Annotated in this window: 22 protein-coding genes and 1 rRNA gene; all 23 read right to left on the bottom strand. The window is 46.0% G+C overall.

Annotation, left to right across the window (positions count from 1 at the left end; genetic code table 11):
* Window positions 1-121: 121 nt before the first annotated feature.
* The 23 genes from MHB64_RS00430 to MHB64_RS00320 all read right to left on the bottom strand — a co-directional run bounded on the left by MHB64_RS00430 (window position 122) and on the right by MHB64_RS00320 (window position 24,244).
* A 16S ribosomal RNA gene (locus MHB64_RS00430) occupies window positions 122-1,679 on the bottom strand.
* Window positions 1,680-2,089: 410 nt separating this feature from the next.
* Window positions 2,090-3,610, bottom strand: coding sequence for a lysine--tRNA ligase (gene lysS / locus MHB64_RS00425; protein WP_179085871.1), 1,521 nt, complete (start codon window positions 3,608-3,610; stop codon window positions 2,090-2,092).
* A 156-nt stretch (window positions 3,611-3,766) separates the two neighbouring features.
* A complete protein-coding gene (gene greA / locus MHB64_RS00420; RefSeq protein ID WP_042183910.1) occupies window positions 3,767-4,246 on the bottom strand; it encodes a transcription elongation factor GreA in 480 nt (159 codons plus the stop codon).
* Window positions 4,247-4,447: 201 nt separating this feature from the next.
* Window positions 4,448-5,464, bottom strand: coding sequence for a tRNA dihydrouridine synthase DusB (gene dusB / locus MHB64_RS00415; RefSeq protein WP_094871973.1), 1,017 nt, complete (start codon window positions 5,462-5,464; stop codon window positions 4,448-4,450).
* A 40-nt stretch (window positions 5,465-5,504) separates the two neighbouring features.
* Window positions 5,505-5,699, bottom strand: a complete 195-nt coding sequence (locus MHB64_RS00410; protein WP_234540301.1) for a helix-turn-helix domain-containing protein — start codon at window positions 5,697-5,699, stop codon at window positions 5,505-5,507.
* Complete coding sequence (gene folK / locus MHB64_RS00405; RefSeq protein WP_094871974.1) at window positions 5,666-6,217, bottom strand: 2-amino-4-hydroxy-6-hydroxymethyldihydropteridine diphosphokinase; 552 nt, start codon at window positions 6,215-6,217, stop codon at window positions 5,666-5,668. The genes MHB64_RS00410 and folK overlap by 34 nt, the downstream gene beginning before the upstream one ends.
* Window positions 6,218-6,228: 11 nt before the next feature.
* Entirely contained in the window at window positions 6,229-6,591 is a 363-nt protein-coding gene (gene folB, locus MHB64_RS00400; RefSeq protein WP_042183904.1) for a dihydroneopterin aldolase, read from the bottom strand.
* 30 nt (window positions 6,592-6,621) lie between these two features.
* Entirely contained in the window at window positions 6,622-7,479 is an 858-nt protein-coding gene (gene folP / locus MHB64_RS00395) for a dihydropteroate synthase (protein ID WP_094871976.1), read from the bottom strand.
* On the bottom strand, window positions 7,476-8,357 hold the full coding sequence (locus tag MHB64_RS00390; RefSeq protein WP_341133475.1) for an aminotransferase class IV: 882 nt from the start codon (window positions 8,355-8,357) through the stop codon (window positions 7,476-7,478). Before MHB64_RS00390 ends, folP begins: the two co-directional genes overlap by 4 nt.
* A complete protein-coding gene (pabA, locus tag MHB64_RS00385; protein ID WP_042123170.1) occupies window positions 8,354-8,935 on the bottom strand; it encodes an aminodeoxychorismate/anthranilate synthase component II in 582 nt (193 codons plus the stop codon). Before pabA ends, MHB64_RS00390 begins: the two co-directional genes overlap by 4 nt.
* Window positions 8,932-10,476, bottom strand: a complete 1,545-nt coding sequence (locus MHB64_RS00380; protein WP_341136034.1) for an anthranilate synthase component I family protein — start codon at window positions 10,474-10,476, stop codon at window positions 8,932-8,934. The genes pabA and MHB64_RS00380 overlap by 4 nt, the downstream gene beginning before the upstream one ends.
* 386 nt (window positions 10,477-10,862) lie before the next feature.
* Window positions 10,863-11,801, bottom strand: a complete 939-nt coding sequence (cysK, locus tag MHB64_RS00375; RefSeq protein ID WP_042123166.1) for a cysteine synthase A — start codon at window positions 11,799-11,801, stop codon at window positions 10,863-10,865.
* 173 nt (window positions 11,802-11,974) lie between these two features.
* Window positions 11,975-12,919, bottom strand: coding sequence for a peptidylprolyl isomerase (locus MHB64_RS00370; protein WP_094871982.1), 945 nt, complete (start codon window positions 12,917-12,919; stop codon window positions 11,975-11,977).
* A gap of 8 nt (window positions 12,920-12,927) precedes the next feature.
* Window positions 12,928-13,812, bottom strand: coding sequence for an Hsp33 family molecular chaperone HslO (gene hslO, locus MHB64_RS00365; protein WP_094871984.1), 885 nt, complete (start codon window positions 13,810-13,812; stop codon window positions 12,928-12,930).
* Window positions 13,813-13,859: 47 nt separating this feature from the next.
* A complete protein-coding gene (locus MHB64_RS00360; protein WP_094871986.1) occupies window positions 13,860-14,627 on the bottom strand; it encodes a type III pantothenate kinase in 768 nt (255 codons plus the stop codon).
* Window positions 14,624-15,499: a carboxylating nicotinate-nucleotide diphosphorylase gene (gene nadC / locus MHB64_RS00355; protein WP_341133474.1), complete on the bottom strand. Its 876-nt coding sequence runs from the start codon at window positions 15,497-15,499 to the stop codon at window positions 14,624-14,626. Before nadC ends, MHB64_RS00360 begins: the two co-directional genes overlap by 4 nt.
* Complete coding sequence (nadB, locus tag MHB64_RS00350) at window positions 15,489-17,105, bottom strand: L-aspartate oxidase (RefSeq protein WP_094871989.1); 1,617 nt, start codon at window positions 17,103-17,105, stop codon at window positions 15,489-15,491. The genes nadC and nadB overlap by 11 nt, the downstream gene beginning before the upstream one ends.
* A 39-nt stretch (window positions 17,106-17,144) precedes the next feature.
* Window positions 17,145-18,083: a quinolinate synthase NadA gene (gene nadA, locus MHB64_RS00345; RefSeq protein ID WP_042183878.1), complete on the bottom strand. Its 939-nt coding sequence runs from the start codon at window positions 18,081-18,083 to the stop codon at window positions 17,145-17,147.
* A gap of 259 nt (window positions 18,084-18,342) precedes the next feature.
* Window positions 18,343-20,397 (bottom strand): ATP-dependent zinc metalloprotease FtsH, encoded by a 2,055-nt coding sequence (gene ftsH / locus MHB64_RS00340; RefSeq protein WP_280789015.1) that lies wholly within the window; start codon window positions 20,395-20,397, stop codon window positions 18,343-18,345.
* 108 nt (window positions 20,398-20,505) lie between these two features.
* Window positions 20,506-21,045, bottom strand: coding sequence for a hypoxanthine phosphoribosyltransferase (gene hpt / locus MHB64_RS00335; RefSeq protein ID WP_094871993.1), 540 nt, complete (start codon window positions 21,043-21,045; stop codon window positions 20,506-20,508).
* Window positions 21,046-21,091: 46 nt separating this feature from the next.
* Complete coding sequence (tilS, locus tag MHB64_RS00330) at window positions 21,092-22,534, bottom strand: tRNA lysidine(34) synthetase TilS (RefSeq protein ID WP_341133473.1); 1,443 nt, start codon at window positions 22,532-22,534, stop codon at window positions 21,092-21,094.
* 35 nt (window positions 22,535-22,569) lie between these two features.
* Window positions 22,570-23,508, bottom strand: coding sequence for a serine/threonine protein kinase (locus MHB64_RS00325; RefSeq protein WP_179283689.1), 939 nt, complete (start codon window positions 23,506-23,508; stop codon window positions 22,570-22,572).
* On the bottom strand, window positions 23,498-24,244 hold the full coding sequence (locus MHB64_RS00320; RefSeq protein WP_042183866.1) for a VWA domain-containing protein: 747 nt from the start codon (window positions 24,242-24,244) through the stop codon (window positions 23,498-23,500). The genes MHB64_RS00325 and MHB64_RS00320 overlap by 11 nt, the downstream gene beginning before the upstream one ends.
* Between the last annotated feature and the right edge of the window lie 328 nt (window positions 24,245-24,572).

Raw genomic sequence — 24,572 nt, 5'->3', positions numbered from 1 at the left:
TCTTACTTGAGAGCTTAAACTCTCAAAACTGAGCAACGAGTGAGTAACAGGCCTAAACCTGAGATTTGGAAGTTTAACTTCCGATTTGAATGTCTTCATTGCAGAAGACGATTCTCCATAGAAAGGAGGTGATCCAGCCGCACCTTCCGATACGGCTACCTTGTTACGACTTCACCCCAATCATCTACCCCACCTTCGGCGGCTGGCTCCCTTGCGGGTTACCCCACCGACTTCGGGTGTTGTAAACTCTCGTGGTGTGACGGGCGGTGTGTACAAGACCCGGGAACGTATTCACCGCGGCATGCTGATCCGCGATTACTAGCAATTCCGACTTCATGCAGGCGAGTTGCAGCCTGCAATCCGAACTGAGACCGGCTTTGATGGGATTGGCTTCACCTCGCGGCTTCGCTTCCCGTTGTACCGGCCATTGTAGTACGTGTGTAGCCCAGGTCATAAGGGGCATGATGATTTGACGTCATCCCCACCTTCCTCCGGTTTGTCACCGGCAGTCACTCTAGAGTGCCCAACATTACTTGCTGGCAACTAAAGTTAAGGGTTGCGCTCGTTGCGGGACTTAACCCAACATCTCACGACACGAGCTGACGACAACCATGCACCACCTGTCTCCTCTGTCCCGAAGGCCGCCACTATCTCTAGTGGATTCAGAGGGATGTCAAGACCTGGTAAGGTTCTTCGCGTTGCTTCGAATTAAACCACATACTCCACTGCTTGTGCGGGTCCCCGTCAATTCCTTTGAGTTTCAGTCTTGCGACCGTACTCCCCAGGCGGAGTGCTTACTGTGTTAACTTCGGCACCAAGGGTATCGAAACCCCTAACACCTAGCACTCATCGTTTACGGCGTGGACTACCAGGGTATCTAATCCTGTTTGCTCCCCACGCTTTCGCGCCTCAGCGTCAGTTACAGCCCAGAAAGTCGCCTTCGCCACTGGTGTTCCTCCACATATCTACGCATTTCACCGCTACACGTGGAATTCCACTTTCCTCTTCTGTACTCAAGTCACCCAGTTTCCAGTGCGACCTCAGGTTGAGCCCAAGGTTTAAACACCAGACTTAAATGACCGCCTGCGCGCGCTTTACGCCCAATAATTCCGGACAACGCTTGCCCCCTACGTATTACCGCGGCTGCTGGCACGTAGTTAGCCGGGGCTTTCTTCTCAGGTACCGTCACTCCGGTAGCAGTTACTCTACCGGACGTTCTTCCCTGGCAACAGAGCTTTACGATCCGAAAACCTTCATCACTCACGCGGCGTTGCTCCGTCAGACTTTCGTCCATTGCGGAAGATTCCCTACTGCTGCCTCCCGTAGGAGTCTGGGCCGTGTCTCAGTCCCAGTGTGGCCGTTCACCCTCTCAGGTCGGCTACGCATCGTCGCCTTGGTGGGCCGTTACCCCACCAACTAGCTAATGCGCCGCAGGCCCATCCCTCAGTGACAGATTGCTCCGTCTTTCATTCTTTCTTCAGGAGAAAAAAGAAATTATCCGGTATTAGCTACCGTTTCCGGTAGTTATCCCAGTCTAAAGGGCAGGTTGCCTACGTGTTACTCACCCGTCCGCCGCTAAGTTATTTTGAAAGCAAGCTTTCAAAATAACTCCGCTCGACTTGCATGTATTAGGCACGCCGCCAGCGTTCGTCCTGAGCCAGGATCAAACTCTCCAATTAGTATTGAAAAGAGCGATATGCTCATTTTGAAACATCTGACGAGAAAATTAATTCTCTAATTTTGGATTTCACTTTCGTGATTTCCTACTCACTCGTTGTTCAGTTTTCAAAGATCAAGTTCTCGTTGTTAGCAGCGATCATCTCGTCACCAGCAACTCTTATACTATATCATGTTCGGCCATTTAATGTCAAGCTCTTTTTTTAACTTCTTTTTCGAGCTCGGCATGTGTATTTCTTGGCCGGACTTAGAATATATCATGTATAGAGATTCATTGCAACACTTTTTTTCAAATAAATAAGTATTAAGCTATATATCCTCAAAACGATACCAGAACCTTTACCTTCTGATCAACAGTAGCCAAGGAGAACCGCCGCTAGACAGCTCCCCTGTGCTCATTGTTGTATAAATACTATTCGTTTGTACGGTTACGCATATGCGGGAACAGCAGTACATCACGAATAGATGCAGAATTGGTAAGCAACATGATCAAACGGTCTACACCGATTCCCAGTCCACCTGTAGGAGGCATACCATATTCCAAAGCACGGATGAAGTCATCGTCCATTTCATGAGCTTCGTCATTACCTTGCTCTTTCTCCTGGATTTGCGCTTCAAAGCGTTGACGCTGGTCGATCGGATCATTCAATTCACTAAAGGCATTCGCATGCTCACGACCCACAATAAACAATTCAAAACGGTCGGTGAAGCGTGGATCCTCATCGTTTTTCTTAGCGAGTGGTGAGATTTCAACCGGATGTCCCATTACAAAGGTAGGCTGAATCAGAGTTTCCTCTACAAATTGCTCGAAGAAGGCATTAAGGATATGACCGAAAGACATGTGCTTCTCGACAGGTACACGATGCTCTTTTGCCAGAGCCTGTGCCTCCTCATCTGTCATATGAACACTGAAATCAACACCGGTTACTTCTTTAACGGCATCAACCATAGTTACACGACGCCATCCTGGTGACAGATCTACTGGCTTACCTTGATAGTCGACCTGTTGAGTTCCTAATACCTCTTGGGCAATATGAGCGATCATATTCTCCGTAAGGTTCATGATGTCCTTGTAATCAGCATAAGCTTCATACAGCTCAATCATAGTAAACTCAGGATTGTGACGAGTCGAAATGCCTTCATTACGGTATACACGACCGATTTCGTATACTTTTTCCAGTCCACCAACAATAAGACGTTTCAAATGAAGCTCAATAGCAATACGCATATAAAGCTGCATTTCAAGCGTGTTGTGGTAAGTGATGAACGGACGCGCAGCAGCTCCACCGGCAATCGCATGAAGTGTAGGTGTTTCAACTTCAAGATAGCCAAGTGAATCCAAATAACGTCGCATCGATTGAATGATTCTTGAACGAGCAATAAAGGTCTGTTGAACTTCTGGATTAATAATCAAATCAACATAGCGCTGACGGTAGCGCAGCTCTACATCTTTAAGGCCATGATATTTCTCAGGAAGTGGCAACAAGGACTTGGACAAGACTTCGAGATTATGCACTTTAATGGAGGTCTCGCCTGTTTTGGTTTTGAATACTGTTCCGCGAACGCCAATGATATCTCCTAGATCGAGAACATTGAACGCTGCGTATTGCGTTTCAGGAATGCTGTCTTGACGAACATAAAGCTGAATTCTTCCACTGAGGTCTTGGATATGCGCAAAACTGGCTTTACCCATAACACGTTTTGCCATAATGCGACCCGCTATGCTGACTTCAACAGACAGCTCGTCCAATTCTTCTTTTGAAAGTCCATCATACTTCGATACTAGGTCGCCAGCGTTAGCTGTACGCTCATACTTTTTGCCGAAAGGATCGATGCCAAGTCCTCTTAGCTCGTCCAATTTGGCACGGCGGATTTGCAAAAGCTCACTTAGTTCGTTCTCTGCATTCTCCACATTATTCATTTCCTCGGTCATGCTATTCATCCCCTTGCAGATATAAATCCCTTATATTTTGAAAAAAAGCTTCCCTAAGGAAGCTTTCCCAAACAATGTTCCCTTATCTGCCTGTATACAACAAAACTACTTATACATTCGGCAGCACATCTATTTACAGACTATAAGATCTGTACACTACTTCATTCTGATATCGAGAATTTTATATTGAATAACGCCTGCAGGTGTATTAACGTCAACAATCGTGCCTATTTTCTTGCCGATGATGGCTTTGCCTACTGGACTTTCGTTGGAGATCTTATTATTCAGTGGATCGGACTCCGCTGTACCTACGATCGTGTATTCCATAGTGTCACCATACTCCAAATCTTCAACACTTACAGTAACACCGATACTTACCACATCAGTAACGATCTCGTCGCTATTAATGATGCGCGCGTTACGAAGCATCTTCTCCAAGGTGATAACGCGTCCTTCGATAAAAGCCTGCTCATTCTTCGCGTCTTCATACTCCGAGTTCTCACTGATATCTCCGTAGCCAATCGCTACCTTAATCCGTTCAGCAACCTCGCGGCGTTTCACAGATTTGAGGAATTCCAGCTCATCTTCCAGACGCTTTAGCCCGTCCGGCGTAAGGATGACTTCTTTATCGCTCATCTCAACCGATTCTCCTGTCGTATACATTTATTGAAAACACCATACTATATGCTAATCTAGGAGGATAAGAACCCTCCCTGCTGCATTGCACTTACTGTAACGGCGATTTTATACTGTGAAATTATATTGGAACCGCTACAAAATGTCAATGACACCACATATAAAGTGGGATGTGTTCAAAAAGCGTTAGGAAAATAACGTTTATATTGCGGAAGCAGACATTACATTACCCTTATTCTCTTCTTCATGCTGTAGTTGAACGACAAAATCATTTAAAATCTTCACCATTCCATCACGTTCTGTCTCTAACATGAGCACATCCTTCACTCGTGCAGCAGATTTCAGGCCTTTTAAATACCAAGCCATATGCTTACGCATCTCCCGAACGGCTACTGCTTCTCCCTTAAGTGCAACCAGCCGATCCATATGAAGAATGGCAACCTTAATCTTCTCATCCAATCCAGGTTCAGGCATCAGTTCCCCGGTGCTTAAATACTGAATCGTACGGAACAGCATCCATGGATTACCTAACGCACCACGCCCGATCATTACGCCATCACAACCGGTCTGATCCAGCATTGCCCGGGCATCTTCAGGTGTGTTGACATCACCATTGCCGATAACCGGAATAGAGACCGCTTCTTTTGCCATCTTGATATAATTCCAATCCGCACGCCCCGTGTAAAGCTGCTCCCGTGTTCGTCCATGTACACTGACAGCTTTGCCACCGGCACGCTCTACTGCACGCGCATTATCCTCGACAAAAATATGCTCGCTATCCCAGCCAATCCGCATTTTCACGGTTACGGGTTTATCGACAACATCGACAACCGCAGAGACCATTTCATAGATTTTGTCGGGATTCAAAAGCCAGCGGGCTCCCGCATCACATTTAGTTACTTTAGGCACTGGGCATCCCATATTGATATCGATAATATCAGCATTGGTTTCTTTATCAACCACTTTAGCTGCTTGCACCAGTGATTCTCTATCCCCGCCAAAAATCTGCAAACTAAGCGGTTTCTCCCGTTCATCTACAAACAACATTTCGCGAGTACGCGTATTCCCGTGAATAATAGCCTTGTCGCTCACCATTTCCGCACAGACTAAACCTGTACCAAACTCTTTAGCGATTAGACGAAAGGCCGGATTGCACACCCCAGCCATAGGTGCCAGAACAACTTGATTTTTCATCTCAATGTCGCCAATCTTCAGCATTCGTATCACTTCCACTATTCCTATTTGAATTGCTTAAAAATTATGAGTCAGGGTTAACCAATTCTTCGGTTGTAACCCCTAGTACATTCGCAATTTTATCTAAAATTTGATCTTCTAAACGCCTATTTCCCCTCTCGACTGCGCCAAGCACAGCCAAGGAAATTCCAGTGAGATCCGCAAGTTCTTGTTGAGTATAACCTTTTAGCTTGCGGAATGCCCTGACCCTCCGTCCCATACGCTTGTTGTCCACAATCGAATTCCTTCCTTCCCGTCTATGTCTTGAAGCGCTGCTGTAATCAACTTGCGGAGTCCGGAAGTCTGTTCATTCTGTGGAACGATATCACTGAGCGGAAGCATTACAAATGCACGCTCAAACATACGCGGATGCGGTAACGTTAAATGCGGAGTATCAAGTGTCTGGCCCTCTACCCACAATAAATCTAGATCTACCGTTCTCGGTCCATAGCGAATATCCCGGATACGACCCAGCTTCGTTTCGATCCCCAGCATTACTTCCAGCAAGGTCTCTGGCGCAAGCGTCGTGCGCAAAGCTGCTGCCATATTAAGAAACTGCGGCTGATCTAAATAACCTACCGGCTCTGTCTCGTAGACTTTGGAGCAGCGAACTACCGATATTTCATCATGATTATTCAGTCTGTTCAAAGCCTCTGACAGCGTGCCTTCACGGTCGCCCAAATTAGCCCCTAAAGCAATATAAGCCTCTGATTCTTCAGAGGTGGAATGTATATTCATGGACTTTGTTCTCACTTTCTAGTTCTGCGCAGCTCCACAGTCACTCCCTGAAAATGAATGTCGAATGGCGGATGCGGTTTAGTTACCTTTACCGTTACTGCATTGATAACAGTATAAGTGTCCAGTACGGAGGATGCAATATATTCTGCCAGAGCTTCAATTAACTTAAAGGACTTTATTTCGACAATGTTTTTGACCAGTTCATGCACTTCAGCATAGTTTACGGTTTGGTTCAAATCATCGTTCTGGCCCGCTCCCTGTAGATCGAGTTCCAGCTCCAAATCAATGTAAAAACGTTGGCCCAGCTTACGCTCTTCTTCAAACACACCATGATATCCGTAATATTCCATTCGATGCAGTGTCATTTTATCCATCTTTAAACCCGCCCTTTTTATAAAATATCTTTATTCACGCACCAATGGAGGTGCAGCATACAACATCGCATCACACATCTTGACTGTTCGTTTTATCAGAGACACATCATGCACTCGTACAATTTGGCAGCCCTGAGCAATACCAAAGGCTACTGTAGCTGCGGTACCTTCCACAACATCATCAGCGGGTAAATCAAGTACGGTACGGATGAATTTTTTGCGTGAAGTCGCCAGTAACAGTGGATAGCCAAACTCAGTCAATCCATCCAAAAGCATCATCGCCTGCAAATTTTCATTACAATCCTTCGCAAAGCCGATCCCTGGATCCAAGATGATATTGGCTGGCTTCACTCCTGCGGCTAAAGCAAGATCAATACTTTCCTTAAGGTCTGCCGACATATCCGCACTTAGATTCGTATAATCACGGTCCTGCCGGTTATGCATCAAAATAATGGGACAGTCTGCAGCAGCTGCCACTGCCGCCATTTCCGGATCAGCCTTACAGCCCCATATATCATTAATGATATGCGCACCAGCAGCAATAGCTTGGCGTGCCACTTCAGCTTTGTAGGTATCTATAGATAACGGAATATGCGGTGCCGCTCGATGAATACTCTCGATGACAGGCAATACACGAGCTAATTCCTCTTCAAGCCCCACTGGTTTATGTCCAGGACGGGTAGATTCTCCACCAATATCTATAATATCAGCACCGTCTGCGGCCATTTGTAGCGCATGTTCTACTGCTTTGTCCGGATCATCCCAAAGTCCTCCATCTGAAAAAGAATCCGGGGTTACATTCAGGATACCCATAATCAGCGTTCGATTTCCCAATTCCAAATCAGTATTTCCACAGCGGTATGTCCGCTTGAATATGGCTGGTCTCATTTCGAAATTCCCGTCCTTTCTCTATAGAATAAAATCAAATCCGAAGTCATTCTGCCGCAAAGGCCATCGCCTACGGTGAATTTTTTATCTTTTTCCCAAAGCGTTGCGACCGGGACAATTTCTTGTACGGAATTGGTAAGAAATACTTCATCGGCTGTTTTCAACTGTTCCCAATGATATGCGCCTTCTTCTACCCTGATTCCAGCACTACGAGCGAGCTCCATTACCATTTCCCGGGTAATTCCCGGAAGAATCCCAGTTGAGATATCTGGAGTGTGGAGAATATTATTTTTTATAAAAAAGATGTTGCTGACAATGCCCTCTGCTATGACCTCTTGTGCAGTCAACATCAGTCCTTCAGCACCATTGGCCGCAGAGACATAACCTCTAAGCTCACGCTTGGCCAAAATATTATTCATATAATGCAGAGACTTGAATCGAACCGCTCCCTCCGGAGTGTTACGCCGTAAAGACAACAGTTGCAGATCTTTGCCATCGCTATATATCTTTTCGGATACATTCGGCAGCGCTTTGATGTACAGCAAATGATTAGGTTCGCAATAATCACCTGCGGGTAATCCGAGAATATCTTCACCAGCGGTCACTGTATAGCGTATATAAGCTTCTTTTAATTCATTTTTATCCATTACATGCTGAATCCACTCCTGCAGCTGATCGACATCCTGCGCAAATGGAATGCCAAGCTCTTTGCACCCCTCTGCCATACGCTTCAAATGACGCTCCAGCAGAAAAGGCACTCCCCTATACGTACGAAAGGTCTCGAACAATCCTATGCCGTATAAAAAACCGTGATCCAGTGCGGAAACCACGGCTTGTCTTGCATCAATGACACCATTGTTAAATCCTATATATTTCATGCCGTTTCTCCGGCTCTCCGTTTCAAGAAATTACGCAGCATCGTATGACCATGATCCGTAATAATCGATTCCGGATGGAATTGCACACCTTCGATAGGGTATTCTTTATGGCGCAGTGCCATAATCTCCCCTTCTTCGGTCTCCGCTGTAATCTCCAGACAATCCGGCAGACTCTCGCGCTCTACAATCAAAGAATGATATCTTGTTGCTGTAAAAGGAGACTCCAGACCTTCAAATACCGACGTGCCCTTATGATGAATCGGGGATGTCTTTCCATGCATCAAACGCTCTGCACGAATAACATTCCCACCAAATGCTTGGCCTATCGCCTGATGCCCTAGGCATACACCGAAGATCGGAATAATACCTTTGAAATGATGTAACAATTCCAAGCTGATCCCCGCTTCATTAGGTGTACATGGTCCTGGTGAAATTAAAATATGATCGGGAGCCATTTTTTCAATTTCTTCAATGGTAATTTCATCGTTGCGGTGTACTTTAACCTCTTCCCCAAGTTCACCTAAATACTGTACGAGGTTATACGTAAAGGAATCATAATTATCGATGACCAAGATCACAGTGTTTCTCCCCCTTCGGCGCCAATGGCAGTTAGCGATTCCTGCTGTAGTTCACTACAGCGTACTGCCTTCACTACCGCTTTGGCTTTATTATGGCATTCACGGTATTCACGGTATGGATCAGAGTCGATCACGATGCCCGCACCTGTCTGAATATATCCGACTCCATCCTTTACAGCCAGTGTTCTAATAATAATATTTAATTCCATATTTCCGTTATAGTCAATAAAGCCCATAGATCCTGTATACGGCCCACGCCGAACCGGCTCCAGCTCTTCAATGATTTCCATTGTTCTTACTTTCGGCGCACCTGTAATCGTTCCCCCTGGGAACAATGCTGAGATTACAGCATAAGCATCCTTATCCGGTGCGACCTGGCCCTCTACCTGTGAAACGAGATGCATCACATGAGAGTAGCGTTCCACCGTCATCAACTCAGGCACGCTGACGGATCCATATGCAGCGACACGCCCGATGTCGTTGCGCTCCAGATCGACAAGCATGATATGCTCGGCGATCTCCTTTTCGCTCCCGCGAAGCTCCGCCTCCATGGCGGCATCCTCCGCGGGAGTCAGGCCCCGGCGCCGGGTGCCGGCGATTGGCCGGGCGCTCACTTTGTCCCCGTGCAGCTTGACGAGCAGCTCCGGTGAAGCGCTGGACAGCGCGAAGCCGGGCGACCGTAAGAGCCCCATGTACGGGGACGGATTGAGCCCTCGCAGCCATTCGTAAACATCCTCCGGCGAGGACTTCAGCTGCGCCTCCTGGCGCAGCGAGAGGTTCACCTGAAATACATCGCCTTGACGGATGTATTCCTGAACGTCCAGCACGGCCTGCTGGAACTTCTCAGGCGAGAAGGCCGAGGTCATACCGGGCCACTCTCCTGAGGAATCTGTGAGGGCCTCCATGCTACTTTTGATCTCTTCGTTCAATCCCGAAGCAGTGGATACCAACTGCCACTGCTCTACCATTCGCCCAGCCTGTTCTATAGCACCGAGATAAAGGTTCTGCAAATCCTCCATCCCACATTCTGCTGGAACCGGGACGTGAACAGCACAATAAAGCACATGCTCTTCGTGATCATAAATCCATACCTCATCCATCCTCATAAAGAGATAATCAGGAAAACCGGGATCATCTTGTGCAAGAGACGGTAACCGCTCCAATGAACGAACCACATCGTACCCTAGAAATCCAATACATCCACCGGTAAAAGGGGGAATACCCTGAACGTTTAGACTTGGCGAGGTGAAGCCTGACATCCATTGCTGTAGCAGTTCTAGCGGCTGACCTAGCAGCGTTGTAGTCTCATGTGAACCCTCATCGGCTGTATGACCCAATGATTCGGGAAAAAGGCTAAACACCTCAGCACCTTCTCCCTTGCCCTCTAATATTGATACAGGATTTAACCCTAAGTACGTATAGCGGCCACCCTTGCCACTCTCCAACACTACGGAGTATTCAGAAGCTAGTTCCCAGGCCTTCTTCCAGGATGCGGGCAATTCCCCCGAGCACTTGGGTGATTTTATAATCAAGGGGAACATGCTCCAGTCTTCAGCTGCCCATTGTTCCCACTCATGCCATGTCGTTATGATTTCCAAAGCCATCCTCCTAAAAGTTTTATGGAGCAATTACATCATAGACATCACTACGCAATAAAACTCACTTCGTAAGCATTCGCTTAGTTTTGTCTAGCAACTACTTATTATTAATCATCAGTAGTATATTGCCTGTCAGTATACTGTACTTAAGGCATTATTGAAAAGCCCCCAGCTATAGGAAATTATTATGGCTTTAACTCTTCAGTAATACCACGTCTAGATCGTCATATATCCACAGAACCTTTTGCCCATTTAATCAACGAAAAGAGTCTCCATCACCACCAGAAAAGTGGTATGAAGACTCTTATAAATTACGTTATTGCAAACAATTACGCTTCGAAATTATAAAGTGGTGTGCTCAGGTAACGTTCACCATTACTTGGGATGATGACAACTACCTTCTTGCCAGGACCGAGGTCTTTAGCAACCTTGAGTGCCGCAAATACTGCTGCACCGGAAGAAATCCCAGACAAGACGCCTTCTTCTTTAGCTACACGGCGTGCAGTTTCAAATGCTTCATCGTTCTCAACATGAATGATCTCATCATAAATGTCCTGGTTCAGGATTTCAGGAATGAAGTTTGCTCCGATACCCTGAATTTTGTGAGGGCCTGGTTTGCCTCCTGCCAAGATTGGAGAAGCAGCAGGTTCCACAGCATAGATCTTCACGTCAGGATATTTACTCTTCAGCACTTCACCTGCACCCGTGATCGTTCCACCTGTTCCGATACCTGCAATAAAAGCATCCAGTGGGCCACCGATGGACTCAATAGCTTCAACGATCTCAGGTCCAGTAGTCTCACGGTGGATCTTCACATTCGCTTTATTCTTGAACTGCTCCGATGGGAAATAGCTTGGGTTTTCTTTCAGAATTTCTTCCGCTTTCTTAACCGCACCATTCATGCCTTCCGATCCTGGAGTCAGAACCAATTCTGCTCCGTATGCACGAAGTAGATTACGGCGTTCCAAGCTCATGGTTTCCGGCATTACGATAACTGCCTTATAACCTTTAGCCGCAGCCACAAGTGCCAAGCCAATACCAGTGTTACCACTAGTTGCTTCTACAATTGTACCTCCAGGTTTCAGCAGACCTTCACGTTCAGCTTCTTCAACGATGCTGATTGCGATACGGTCTTTTACGCTTGATCCTGGATTCTGATATTCTAATTTCAAATAAATATCTGCGGAGCCTTCCTGTGCCAGACGATTCAAACGAACGAGCGGAGTACCTCCGATCAATTCTGTTACGTTGTTAACGACTTTAGCCATGAGCAAAAACCTCCTTAGAATAATAATGCGATATAAGAACGTAAATTGTGACTTTACTCTTCTGTATGTGTGTCCCTATTATGCAATAATAACTGCTATAAAGGGGTATAGATATTAGACTACCGTTAGTTATTTCCGACTAAAACGGTAGGTTTTACATTAATATCATATTATCAATCTTGCAGGCTGTTGTCAATATTTATTGCCACATCATATTTCGTGCGCAAATCACTCTCCACTTGTTGTAAAGAGGGGGCTTGCTCCAAAGCCAGTTCTTGACGTACCAGCGCCCGAATTTCCTTTTGGTCCGGTATATTTTGTGTATGAATACTCTCTAGTCGAATGATAGCGAAGTCGTCCTCTGCCTGAATCGGCCCCGCTATATCACCTTCATCCAAACTAGCAGCGGTCTTAAGCAGTCCCTCCGGCCAAAAAGGGTCATCTTCCTCTACTTTGCCCAAACGTCCTCCTTGCTGCCGACTCTCTGCATCAATGGAAACTTCCCTGGCTAAATCAGCAAAATTCTCGCCCTGCTCCAAGCGATCCATTACTTGCTCGCCTTCATCATAAGATGCAACCTTAATCATGGAGAGTTCCAATTCCCTTTTGGGCGTGAAACGCTCCGTATTTTGGTCTAAATAAGTATCGATATCAGCTTCCTTAATCGTAATACCATCAGTAGCTATTGCTTGTAAGGTTAGACGATAAGCCGTTTCCGCGAACACTTCCTGACGAGATAACCCCAGCTGAGACTGCATTTGAGCATAATACTGTTCTTCCGATCCGTATCCAATCATAGTTCGTGCAAGTTCTTGTTCAACCTCATCGTCGGTCACGGTAATCCCCAGAGCCTTTGCTTCCATCTCCACAACAATATGATTAATCATTCCAACCAGCACTTCGTGCCCATGCTTTTTTTTGAGCTCATCCATCCACTGCTTATCTGTTATCGGTTGTCCGCCTGCAGTCGCTGCATCCGGTGTTTCGTTTTCTGTTGTATCTCCTTTTAGAAGAGCCATTGCACGTAAGCTCCAGAACAATAGACCCCCGAGCATTAAAGTTGCAACAGCCAGAATAACAACCGTATTGCGAAGTGCACGTTCCTGTCTCGTCATCATCCCATGCCCTACGATTTCGCTTGTTCTAAAATGACCTGTAATTCGTCCTTATTAAAAACATAAGCCTCGTTGCAAAAATGACATACAACTTCAGCCTGCTCATCTTCTGCAATTAATCTCTCCAGTTCATCTTGCCCTAAGCTAACCAATGTCTGCTCTACCCGCTCACGCGAACATTGACAAGCAAAGTTAATATCCAGTTCATCCATAACTATCGCATCCGGCAAAAGAATACGCAGCATTTCTTCTGGCTCTAGACCCTGATCAAGAAGTGTTGTCACGGAAGGCATAGCCCCTAGAGCTTTTTCGATCTCCGTAATCTCCGCATCCGTCAGTCCTGGAAGAAGCTGCACGATAAACCCTCCGGCTACAATCACTGACTCATCGGTATCCACTAATACACCTAAGCCAACTGCAGCTGGGGTTTGTTCAGAAACAGCGAAATAATAAGTAAAATCTTCCGCAAGTTCTCCGGAGATGATAGGAATACTACCTCGATAAGGTTCTTTCAAGCCTAAATCCTTTATAATATCAATGAACCCTTCAGTGCCTACGGCTCCAGCAACATCCAATTTCCCCATACTATTGCTAGGTAAGTGAATGTGAGGATGATGTACATAACCGCACACTTCTCCCAACGCATTGGACTCCGCAACGATTTGCCCGATCGGTCCATCCCCTTTAACCATAATGCATAGCTTCTCTCTTCCTTTGAGCATAGCGCCCATCATGGCTGCAGCGGTAACTGTACGTCCAAGTGCGGCTGTAGCCGTTGGATACGTATCATGTCTGCGCCGCAATTCCTCGACCAATTCTGTTGTGCGGACAGCAAACGCTCTCACTTTACCATTCATAGCCGTTCCACGGATAAGTCGATCCTTCTTTTTTTCCATTGGGTGCATAGCCCTCCTATCTCATCGCCCTTTAGGCTTCTTTATCTTTATTGGTTACGGTCATAAATAATTCGTAATCCTTCTAGTGTTAACATAGGGTTTACTTCGTCGATACAATCCGTCTCCCCCGCAATTAGCGAAGCAAGCCCTCCAGTAGAAATAACCTTCAGTTCCGGAGCATTCATCTCGATTTTGATACGCTTTACAATCCCCTCCACTTGGCCTGCATACCCAAAAATAATACCAGCCTGCATAGCGTGAACTGTATTACGTCCGATAACCTTTTTAGGCTTCTCTAACTCAATTCGCGGCAGCTTCGATGCTCGCTGATATAAGGCCTCTGTAGAAATAACAAGACCCGGAACAATCGCTCCTCCGAGATAATTAGCTCCTGCATCGATACAGTCGAAGGTCGTAGCCGTACCAAAATCAACAACAACAAGCGGACATTTATATTGCTCAATCGCAGCAACTGCATTAACAATCCGGTCTGCACCAATCTCACGCGGATTCTCATAACGAAGATTAAGTCCCGTTTTTATCCCTGGCCCCACGAGTAACGGTTCTTTACCTATATATTTTATACACATATCTACGATAGTCTTAACCAGAGGTGGAACTACCGAGGATATAATTACGCCTTCCACATCTTTGACAGAGATCCCTGACATCTGAAAAAGATTGTGTATCAGCACTCCATATTCATCCACGGTGGATTGGCGCGCAGTACTTAGCCGAAAATGATGCAACAATTCGCGCTTTCTGTATACACCGAGAACAATATTGGTATTACCGATATCTACAGCAAGCATCATGATGAGGACCCTTCCTTCTTGGCATTAAGGTCTAGACTAATATCCAGACTGGAGAAGGAGTACGTAAGGCGTCCTACAGAAATCACATCCACACCTGTTTCTGCGATCCCGCGAACCGTTTCTAACGATACATTGCCGGAGGCCTCTGTCTTGACATGTGGAGCTTTAGCTTTAATCCTGGCCACCGCTTGCTTCATCATCTCGTTAGACATATTATCAAGCATAATAATATCAGCACCTGCTGCCAGTGCCTCTTCTACTTGCTCTAAATTCTCAGTCTCCACTTCAATACTCATCGTATGTGGAATGTTCTTCCGAGCACGGCCTACCGCCTGCCTAATCCCACCTGCACCTTTGATATGATTGTCCTTGATCATAACCGCATCATATAGACCAAAGCGATGGTTAAAGCCTCCACCAACACGAACTGCATATTTTTCCAGCATACGATGTCCTGGTGTAGTCTTACGTGTATCGACTAGACGAGTCGGTAATCCAGCGAGCACCTGTACGAAAGATGCGGTACGTGATGCAACACCCGAAAGGCGCTGCATCAAGTTCAGTGCAAGCCGTTCACCTGTAAGAATTGCGTGTGTGCTACCCTCCACCTCGATAATTACAGTCCCTTTTGTCACTGCTTGACCTTCTTCTACAAGGGCTGTAAAGCTAAGCGTAGGATCAACAATTTCAAAAACCAGCTCTGCAATCGGGATACCACAAATGACGCCATCTTCTTTAGCATGAATAATCCCTTTAGATTCATGGCCAACAGGTATCGTCATCTGTGTTGTTACATCCCCGGAGCCAACATCTTCCCGCAGCCAAGCCTTGATGGATTGTACTAGTTCTTCATTGTAACCATTAAACATCATCGCTTAATTCCTCCACTATTCCCAGATCGCGAATTTGAAGCAGGTGCTTGCGCCACTGATCATCACTTCGCTGCGGGTAATCCTCACGGTAATGTGCCCCGCGACTCTCTTCCCGTGCTAGAGCAGACTCTGTCACGAGCAAACAGCAGGTCAGCATATTAGCGAACTCGTATTCCTCGCGTTTAGTCAATACCGATCCAAAGATGGGTAGCTGCCGTTTCAATTCTTCTATTCCCTTAGACAAGGTCTCTTCATTACGTCGTAATCCAGCATATCGAACCATTACCTTTTGTAGCTTCAAACGGCGTTCCACAATAGCTTGCGTTGGCAAATCAACACGCCCTTCGTTACTACTAACTGATAAAACATCACGTCCAAGCGGGGATAATTTGCGAATCCGCTCAATAATACGATGCCCAAAAACAACTGCTTCCGATAATGAATTGCTTGCTAACCGATTAGCACCATGTACGCCTGTGGAAGAAACCTCCCCGCAAGCAAACAAGCGAGGTATCGTACTTTCCCCATTCAGATCGGTCTTAATGCCCCCCATCATATAATGCGCAGCTGGAGCTACTGGAATCCAATCACTTGTAATATCCAGTCCATAGCCCATACATGTCTCATGTATTGTAGGGAAACGATGCTTCACCATTTCCGGGGATTCATGCGTAATATCCAAATAGACAAACGTTGATTTTGTAAGCTCCATTTCACTTACAATAGCCCGAGCTACAATATCTCGTGGAGCTAGCTCAAGTAGCTCATGATAACGCTCCATGAACCGCTCTCCATTAATATTGCGCAATACTGCTCCTTCCCCTCGAACTGCTTCGGAGATTAAGAATCTAGGAGCTCCAGGATAACTTAATGCTGTAGGATGAAATTGAATAAATTCCATATCTCGTATATGAGCGCCGGCACGGTAAGCAATGGCTACCCCGTCGCCTGTAGCTACTTCAGGGTTAGTAGTGTATCTAAATAATTGTCCTGCACCACCAGAGCACAAAATAGTCGCATCCCCTTGCAGGAATAACCGTCCGCCGCCGGGACGCTGCAACAATGCGCCTACACATTCTCCACCTTCAGTGATGAGATCAATGACATAGTGATCATCCCACACCTCAATGTTCTCATGTTCAGCTACCTGTTCAGCCAAAGCACGAACAATCTCGTAACCTGTAGCATCTCCATTAGCATGCAAAATACGACGGTGGCTATGCGCTCCTTCCTGCGTCAAAGCCAGTACCCCATCTTCCTTATCAAAAAGAGTACCTAAACGAATTAGCTCATGAACTCTATCTGGTCCTTCATTAACAAGTGCATCGACAGCTGTGGATGAGCAAAGACCTGCTCCAGCCATTAATGTATCCTGCCGGTGATAAGCAGGGGAATCGTCCTCAGCTATTACAGCTGCGATCCCCCCCTGTGCATAGCGAGTATTACTCTCCATTACTGATTTCTTTGTGATCATAATGACACGCCGATCTTCACTAGCTTTAATAGCCGTGAACAATCCGGCAATCCCTGAACCGATAACAATACAATCTGTTTTTACTTTAGGAATATCCCGAAGATCAAAATCAACCAAATATTGTGGAATCATGACCGCGTTTCACCTGTTTCAACGAAAGAGTAGCGCATACTACCGGACTTGTAGCATGCGCTCTAGGGAAGTTCTGGCTTTGTCGGCGACAGCAGGCGGTACATAGATTTGTGGCTTCATCGTCTCCAGGCATTTCACCAGTTTTTTTAGATTGTTAACTTTCATATTAGGACAAACAAGAAATTTTGTAGCAAAATGGAATTCTTTATCCGGACTATCTTTACGAAGCTGATATCCTGTACCGTCTTCAGTCCCAACAATAAACTGCTTGCGGTCTGATTTCCGGCAATATTCGAGAATGGATGTAGTACTACCCACATAATCACCCATGGCTACTACTTCCGGACGACATTCTGGATGAACTACAAATTCTGCTTCTGGGTATTTCGCTCTCATTTCTACTACATCTTTAACGGTCAACATGTCGTGAGTGTTGCAGTAGCCTTCCCAGATAATCAGTTTTTTACCGGTCTGATCTTGTACATATTGGCCAAGATTCTTATCGGGTACCCAGATAATTTCTTCAGCATCGAGGGATTCGATTACTTTCACGGCATTTGCAGAGGTACAACAGATATCAGTCTCCGCTTTAATCTCTGCAGACGAGTTGATATAAGTAACCACTTTAGCATTTGGATGCTGTGCTTTCAGCTTACGCAAACCGTCTACATTGACCATATCAGCCATTGGACAACCTGCACGTTCATCAGGAATAAGGACGGTTTTATTTGGGGCCAGAATTTTAGCACTCTCCCCCATGAAATGAACACCGCAGAATACAATAACCTCTGCATCTGTCTCCGCAGCCTTCTGAGCGAGTAAGAAAGAGTCGCCCCGGAAATCGGCAACCTCCTGAATTTCATCACGTTGATAATAATGAGCTAAAATAATTGCGTTTCTTTCCTTTTTAAGCTGTTCAAGACGTATCCGAAGTTCTCGATTCTGTTCCTGCTTGCGCTCAAGTGCCAGAGCTTCCACCGATTGTTCTCCCCCTTAAATCTTCGCGGCTTTAAGCCGGCGCGATGTTATCAAATGGCATGAGCCATCATGGTGAAAAAATGAACATACTGATATGAATAGTAAGTAATATTAATCACTAATGTACACAACGTTCCAGTCTCTGTCAATGTAACTGGACAGGCTTTAAGGCTCAAAATCCCTTAAAAATTAAAATAAAAAATCCGGAGAACAGTTACGTTCTCCGGATAAATTTACATCATATGAATCGTGAGACCATTTAGGTAAGGCTAGTGCCGCCACCTTTGTTGTTATCGTCGGAATCATCATTACCCTCAGAATCAGGGTTATTCGGGATATCCTTCGATAGATCAGGGATTGTGGACTGTGCATCCTCAGGTTTGCCTTGAATGCGAACTTTCACATCACCGATATTATCAATGACTGGTTCACCAACTTCAAGTGCAACACCTTCACCATCCTTAGCTTTACCATCTTCGGAAAGGAAGCCTTGTTCAATCAGTTCTTTGATCTGATCAAGCTCAAGTGTTTCCTTCTCAAGTAAGGTATTGGCAATCAAGTGCATTTCTTTAGAGTGTTTGAGCAACAGCTCTTTACAACGCTCGTAGCTCGAAGTAATAAAGTTCTGCATTTCTTGATCAATCTCATAAGCAATGGAATCACTATAATTCTGCTCATGCCCAATATCACGACCCAAGAATACTTGACCTTGAGAAGATCCGAACTGCATAGGTCCAAGCTTATCGCTCATACCGTACTCCATAATCATAGCACGCACGATGCGCGTAGCCTGTTGGAAGTCACTGTATGCACCCGTACCGATCTCGCCAATAAACAATTCTTCGGCAACACGTCCACCAAGTAATCCAGTAACCTTATCCAAAAGCTCCTGCTTCGTAACGATCATCCGATCTTCCTTCGGAAGCATGATAACATATCCGCCTGCACGTCCGCGTGGGATAATAGTAACTTTATGCACCATATCGGCATGCTCTAGGAAGTAACCAGCTATAGTATGACCTGCTTCATGATAAGCCACAATACGTTTCTCGCGGTCACTGATAACACGACTGCGTTTCTCAGTACCTACGATAACACGGTCGATGGCTTCATCGACTTCAATCATGGAAATATCCTTACGGTTACGACGCGCAGCTAGCAACGCCGCCTCATTTAGCAGGTTCTCCAGATCCGCACCAGTGAATCCAGTTGTACGTTTTGCAACAACATCCAGTCTTACATCTTTCGTAAGAGGCTTGTTACGAGCGTGAACCTTAAGTACAGCTTCACGGCCTTTTACGTCAGGGCGGTCAACCGTAATTTGACGGTCAAAACGTCCTGGACGTAGCAATGCAGGATCAAGTATATCAGCGCGGTTAGTTGCCGCAACAATAATAATGCCTTCGTTACCACCGAATCCATCCATCTCAACCAGCAATTGGTTAAGTGTCTGTTCGCGTTCGTCATGTCCGCCACCAAGTCCGGCGCCACGTTGACGACCCACAGCATCAATTTCATCAATGAAGATAATACATGGAGCATTCTTCTTGGCATTCTCGAACAAATCACGTACCCGAGAAGCACCGACACCCACGAACATTTCCACGAAGTCAGAACCGGAAATACTGAAGAAAGGAACGCCAGCTTCACCTGCTACTGCACGTGCAAGCAATGTTTTACCTGTTCCCGGAGGACCCACAAGCAATACACCCTTAGGAATACGTGCACCGACAGCTGCAAATTTGCGTGGATCTTTCAGGAACTCAACAACTTCGACAAGCTCTTGCTTCTCTTCGTCCGCCCCTGCAACATCCTCAAAGCTAATTTTCTTCTTCTCTTCATTATATAACCGAGCCTTGCTCTTGCCGAAATTCATGACTTTACCGCCGCCACCTTGCGCCTGGTTAAACAGGAAGAAGAACAAGATGAACATAATGACTAGCGGGATAATAGAAGAAAGGAATGTCAGCCAAATGCTGGTACCTTCCATTTTCTTCTGAGTTAATTCAATCCCATTAACATCACTGGCTTGAATCAGTTCATCAATAGCAGCATCTGTAGGAGGAATATATGTGGAGAAGCTCTTCGATTTAGTATCGGCAGGCAACTCTCTATATTCGCCTGTAACTAAAAAGGCATTACCCTCAAACTGAACCGTCAAATCCTTCACATTGTTGTTCTTGATCTCCTGCCGTAACTCGTCGTATCTAGGGAAATCGGCGGCTTCATTTCCATTGCTCACAAACTGGACAATACCCACCACGACTAAAAATAAAATCAAATAAAAACCAGAATTCCGGATGAACCGATTCATCCCCTACCTCCTCTCGCAACACTCAAGTTATTGTACCATAGCCTCTTGGGACACCTCAAATAAAGGAAGCCAAGGGTGCCCGATCCGTAGATCAAGGCAATCAATAGTTCAATTGGAATAAATCTCAGGCTTCAGTACTCCAACATATGGGAGGTTCCGATACCGCTCGGCATAATCCAATCCGTAGCCTACTACAAATTCGTCTGGCAACACGAAGCCTGTATAGCTGGCTTCCAGATTAACCGTACGACCTGAGGGCTTATCAAACAAGGTAACCACATTGATAGAAGCAGCATTGCGGTTGCGGAGCAGCTCAATCAAATAGCTGAGCGTAAGGCCACTGTCAATAATATCTTCAACGATCAAGATATCACGGCCTTCTACCGATACATCTAAATCCTTAATAATTTTGACAACACCAGAGGACTTGGTGGAAGCTCCATAGCTAGAAACTGCCATGAAATCCATCTCAACAGGTACTGTAATGGCTTTAACCAGATCTGCCATAAATATAAACGCGCCTTTTAGTACACAAATGACTAAAGGGGTACGTCCTGCGTATTCTTCGCTCAGTTTTTGGCCGAGCTCCTTAATTTTCTGCTGAAGTTCCTCTTCGGTGATCAAGACTTCTTGAATATCATTTTGCAACTTGCGAAACCTCCTAAGTTATACTATGAAAGACTTACATCGACCATTACGTTTCTTCACGGTCATCCAGCTCTGCTAGAGACAATAGAAGTACCGAGGTCGTTTGCCGCCCTACTGCGGCATGCATCGAGCGTCTTACGCCCGGAATCCAGACGATATTGCCCAAACCATCACAAACGAGTGGGATCATTGAGCGTTCAGCAGCAGGTATTTTATCATCAATATAAATATCTTTTACCTTTTTGCTTCCGTTTAATCCCATGACTCTTATGGTATCTCCAGGCAATCGGGAACGAATCGTTAGTGGAAAGACCAGTTCATCACGGTCAAACCAAGCCGACATCTTCCCATAATCCTCCCCCTGTACAAAAAAGTTTTCTCTCTCCAGCACCGCCATCGACATCACCTTACCTATTTCCTCCAGCTTAAGCTCGGAGTCCGGTAAAAACAGACGATATGTATAGCTTGCCTGTTGCTGCGCGGGCTTGGACGAGAACAAGATGATATCGTATTGCCGCACACAAGTCAGGCCTCCACCTAAATCCAAACTCCAGGTGGTGGGATAGCTCTGCAGCGTTCCCCGACGTACAGATTCAATCTTGGAGAAATCAAGGGCAGATAGATCCGCCGACAGATAATTTAATATTAGTTTAATCAAACGCCGTTGTAAAGCGGAGGGTGTGGCCGCAAATGAAGCTCTGTTAAAGGTATATTTCCCTTCCCCTTCCGAAACCAGCTCCTCAAAGCATTTTACCGCAGATGCCTCCATATATTCATCCTCAGCTCCTGCAATTTCCGCAAGCTGCACAAGTGACTGCCTCACTCTGCTGCTATACCTTTCCAGAAAAGGAAGAACCTCCAATCGAACAGCATTCCGCTTGTATTTGGTCAGCAGATTAGTCGCATCCTCGGCATAGGTGAAACCTTCATTCTGACATAACCCAAGAAGAGCCGTTTTGTTAATACGTAGGAATGGACGAATGAGTTCCACCTTTTTTTCTGTTCTTTTCCACTTGATACCCGACAGCCCCGATAAACCGCTTCCTCGCAATAGACGCATAATCACTGTTTCTGCCTGATCATCCGCATGATGAGCCAGAGCAACGGAGCGTGCCCCATAACGGTGTGCGGTATCAATCAGAAATTCGTATCGCTTCTCGCGTGCTGTCCCCTCAGGACCGAGTCCACTCTCTTTGACCAAAGAAGGAATATCAAATTCGGCCAACTCAAAGGGCAGTCCCAATTGTTGAGCCATACCACGTACTAGCTCTGCCTCTTCCTTAGACTCCGGTCTAAATCCGTGATTCACATGAGCGCATATTAGGGTAAGTGGCATAACGTTTAAAGCTATTTCATGCAAAACATGCAAAAGAGCCACAGAATCCGGGCCGCCGGAAACTGCGACTACAATGGTGTCATGGGGCGCCCACAGCTCGTGCTCGGCTGCTGACTCCAATACTGACTCCACCAGTCCATTCATTTGCTCCATATGCGGCCCCCCTTCTCTCTACTATATGTATAAGTTCAAAACCGAAATACCCAATAAATTGTAAAGGCAAGTACGAACAAGGATAACCCAAAAGCATTTTTGAGCCAGCGAGGTGTGTCCATACTATCAGGACGCTTTCTACGCGAATTGTAAATATGGTTTCGCCAGAGCTCTGTAGCATCTGCGGAACCTGAGAAACCTCCTTTTAACGCCAAACAAATCCAAGAGGATAGTTTCTTGTCGGGTAGATTTCTAGCCAGCTTAAACAGCTCATCTACACTTCTTGTCTGCGGCAGCTGTAGCGCAGCTTTCTTGAGCCCCTCTTCATTCAAAAGACGGAGGCACAGTACTGCAAAAGCGAATAGATCATAACCCTCATCACTCGTACGGCTGCCTGCGTTCCAAAAGCCACGGTCATGCCATTCAGTAAACTGCTTCACACTGCGACCCATAGGACTTGTACCCCCAAAGTCGATCAGCTCCACTTCGCCATACTTTGATACCATGACGTTCTCCGGCTTCAAATCCCCGAACACAAAACCGCATTCATGCAGTGTGCGCAGCTTATCAAGCAGACCAAGCCCAACCAGGCCTAACCAGTCGGGACCGTTTTTCGATAAAAAATGATGCAGAGGTTTGCCTTCAACATACCTCATTACATAGAAGGGGACATTATCCCCGTTCGCAAAATCATCCGCTTCCAAAAAATAAGAAGACAATGGATTCTCACGACGAGCACGATGTTCATTCCGCTTTCGCCGTGATTGCAGCGAGGTTAGTACATTGATCTCCGATTGAAGTTCAAGTGTATCGTATCCGATTTTTAGCGCGTACCTTTCCCGTCTGCCTTCTCTTTGCACAAGATATACGGTTCCGTTCGCGCCCCTTCCCAGCATCCGTTCAACGACATAACGGTTACCCCGCCATTTGCCGTTAATTAAGGTACCAGTAGGATAGGACGGATTAGACGACATACCCACCAATCATCCCTTCTCTTTCGTCGTGGTCATCACTTAGTCGGCGTCCACGATGTTCATCCAGTGTATCATAACGATAATGTTCAAGCACCTTGAAAATAGCTGGACCCGTCGGTGTCGCGCCTCTCATGTGTAATTTAGAGAATAACGTACGAATACCTGACATGTCATGGGTCCAATCTAGATCAAGCTTGGCATCTTCACTGCTGTTATTTCCAGGATAATGGAACACAGCGATCTCACTTTTACCTTCCCGTGCTTCCAAACTTAGCGCCAAATCGCGGATAGCATCTTCCACGGCACCCAATTTAGGTTTCATACTAGCACTGGCATCGATAAGAAGTGCAATGCGCAGCGGTGTTGTTTCTGTCAGTTCATCTACAACTGTAACAACCTGTGAACGTTGAACAGGAGGTAACTGATCCAGTGAGCCATCGCCTAGTATCTTTTTTACCTCTTTATTAACCGCCTGCTGGATCGTCTGAACCACGGTCTTGCGTGTCATCATTTGAATCGTCTGCGCCAGTTGTGGCGTTCCGACTATCCGGCTAAGGCCTCCCCCGGCCTTGGCAATGTCGGCAATCTCCCGGCTTCCGAGTTCGCCGATCGTACCATAATCAACTACACCAACCACATTTACGGTGATTCCCTCCTGCAGGGCATGCGCCGCTGCCAACACCGGACTTTCTCCTACATTCGAACAACCGTCAGTAATGAGCATAATTTGCTTCATAACCCTCAACTCCCCCTTTGTTTAAACCTCTGTTTCTAGCATATCCAGAAATGAGAGATTTCAAACGGTCGATATTAAGTGGGGAAATTTAGATCAAAATAGAGGGGTTAGTGAATAGGGGAACTGCGAGAAATGTTTGGGCTTTCGATCGCTGTTATTATTTGATTTCTCTATTAAAACCGCCCTCTGCGGTTGAAATCAAATAATAAAGGCGAACGCTCCGCTTCTACAGCTCCAAACTTTCTCTCCGTTCCGTACCTTCACTAGTAAACAGTTTAGATCTAAAAAATTACGCTCCAAAGTCAGCGAACCTTTGAAACGTAAATAG

Origin of the sequence: Paenibacillus sp. FSL K6-2859 (assembly GCF_038008265.1) — a bacterium.
Lineage (GTDB): Bacteria > Bacillota > Bacilli > Paenibacillales > Paenibacillaceae > Paenibacillus_AQ > Paenibacillus_AQ nitricinens.
Note: the sequence above shows the minus strand (reverse complement) of the source record. Positions and strands in the feature narration are given on the sequence as shown.

Coding starts and splice junctions, on each gene's coding strand:
- folP (WP_094871976.1), bottom strand. CDS start 7,479: ATGAGACCAGCCATATTCAAGCGGACATACCGCTGTGGAAATACTGAT.
- MHB64_RS00410 (WP_234540301.1), bottom strand. CDS start 5,699: ATGGGACGGAGGGTCAGGGCATTCCGCAAGCTAAAAGGTTATACTCAA.
- tilS (WP_341133473.1), bottom strand. CDS start 22,534: ATGGAGCAAATGAATGGACTGGTGGAGTCAGTATTGGAGTCAGCAGCC.
- nadC (WP_341133474.1), bottom strand. CDS start 15,499: ATGATGTTTAATGGTTACAATGAAGAACTAGTACAATCCATCAAGGCT.
- greA (WP_042183910.1), bottom strand. CDS start 4,246: ATGAGCGATAAAGAAGTCATCCTTACGCCGGACGGGCTAAAGCGTCTG.
- MHB64_RS00360 (WP_094871986.1), bottom strand. CDS start 14,627: ATGATGCTTGCTGTAGATATCGGTAATACCAATATTGTTCTCGGTGTA.
- folB (WP_042183904.1), bottom strand. CDS start 6,591: ATGGATAAAATGACACTGCATCGAATGGAATATTACGGATATCATGGT.
- dusB (WP_094871973.1), bottom strand. CDS start 5,464: ATGCTGAAGATTGGCGACATTGAGATGAAAAATCAAGTTGTTCTGGCA.
- MHB64_RS00380 (WP_341136034.1), bottom strand. CDS start 10,476: ATGTTCCCCTTGATTATAAAATCACCCAAGTGCTCGGGGGAATTGCCC.
- lysS (WP_179085871.1), bottom strand. CDS start 3,610: ATGACCGAGGAAATGAATAATGTGGAGAATGCAGAGAACGAACTAAGT.
- cysK (WP_042123166.1), bottom strand. CDS start 11,801: ATGGCTAAAGTCGTTAACAACGTAACAGAATTGATCGGAGGTACTCCG.
- folK (WP_094871974.1), bottom strand. CDS start 6,217: ATGAATATACATTCCACCTCTGAAGAATCAGAGGCTTATATTGCTTTA.
- ftsH (WP_280789015.1), bottom strand. CDS start 20,397: ATGAATCGGTTCATCCGGAATTCTGGTTTTTATTTGATTTTATTTTTA.
- MHB64_RS00370 (WP_094871982.1), bottom strand. CDS start 12,919: ATGATGACGAGACAGGAACGTGCACTTCGCAATACGGTTGTTATTCTG.
- MHB64_RS00325 (WP_179283689.1), bottom strand. CDS start 23,508: ATGTCGTCTAATCCGTCCTATCCTACTGGTACCTTAATTAACGGCAAA.
- MHB64_RS00320 (WP_042183866.1), bottom strand. CDS start 24,244: ATGAAGCAAATTATGCTCATTACTGACGGTTGTTCGAATGTAGGAGAA.
- hslO (WP_094871984.1), bottom strand. CDS start 13,812: ATGGAAAAAAAGAAGGATCGACTTATCCGTGGAACGGCTATGAATGGT.
- nadB (WP_094871989.1), bottom strand. CDS start 17,105: ATGATTCCACAATATTTGGTTGATTTTGATCTTCGGGATATTCCTAAA.
- MHB64_RS00390 (WP_341133475.1), bottom strand. CDS start 8,357: ATGAAATATATAGGATTTAACAATGGTGTCATTGATGCAAGACAAGCC.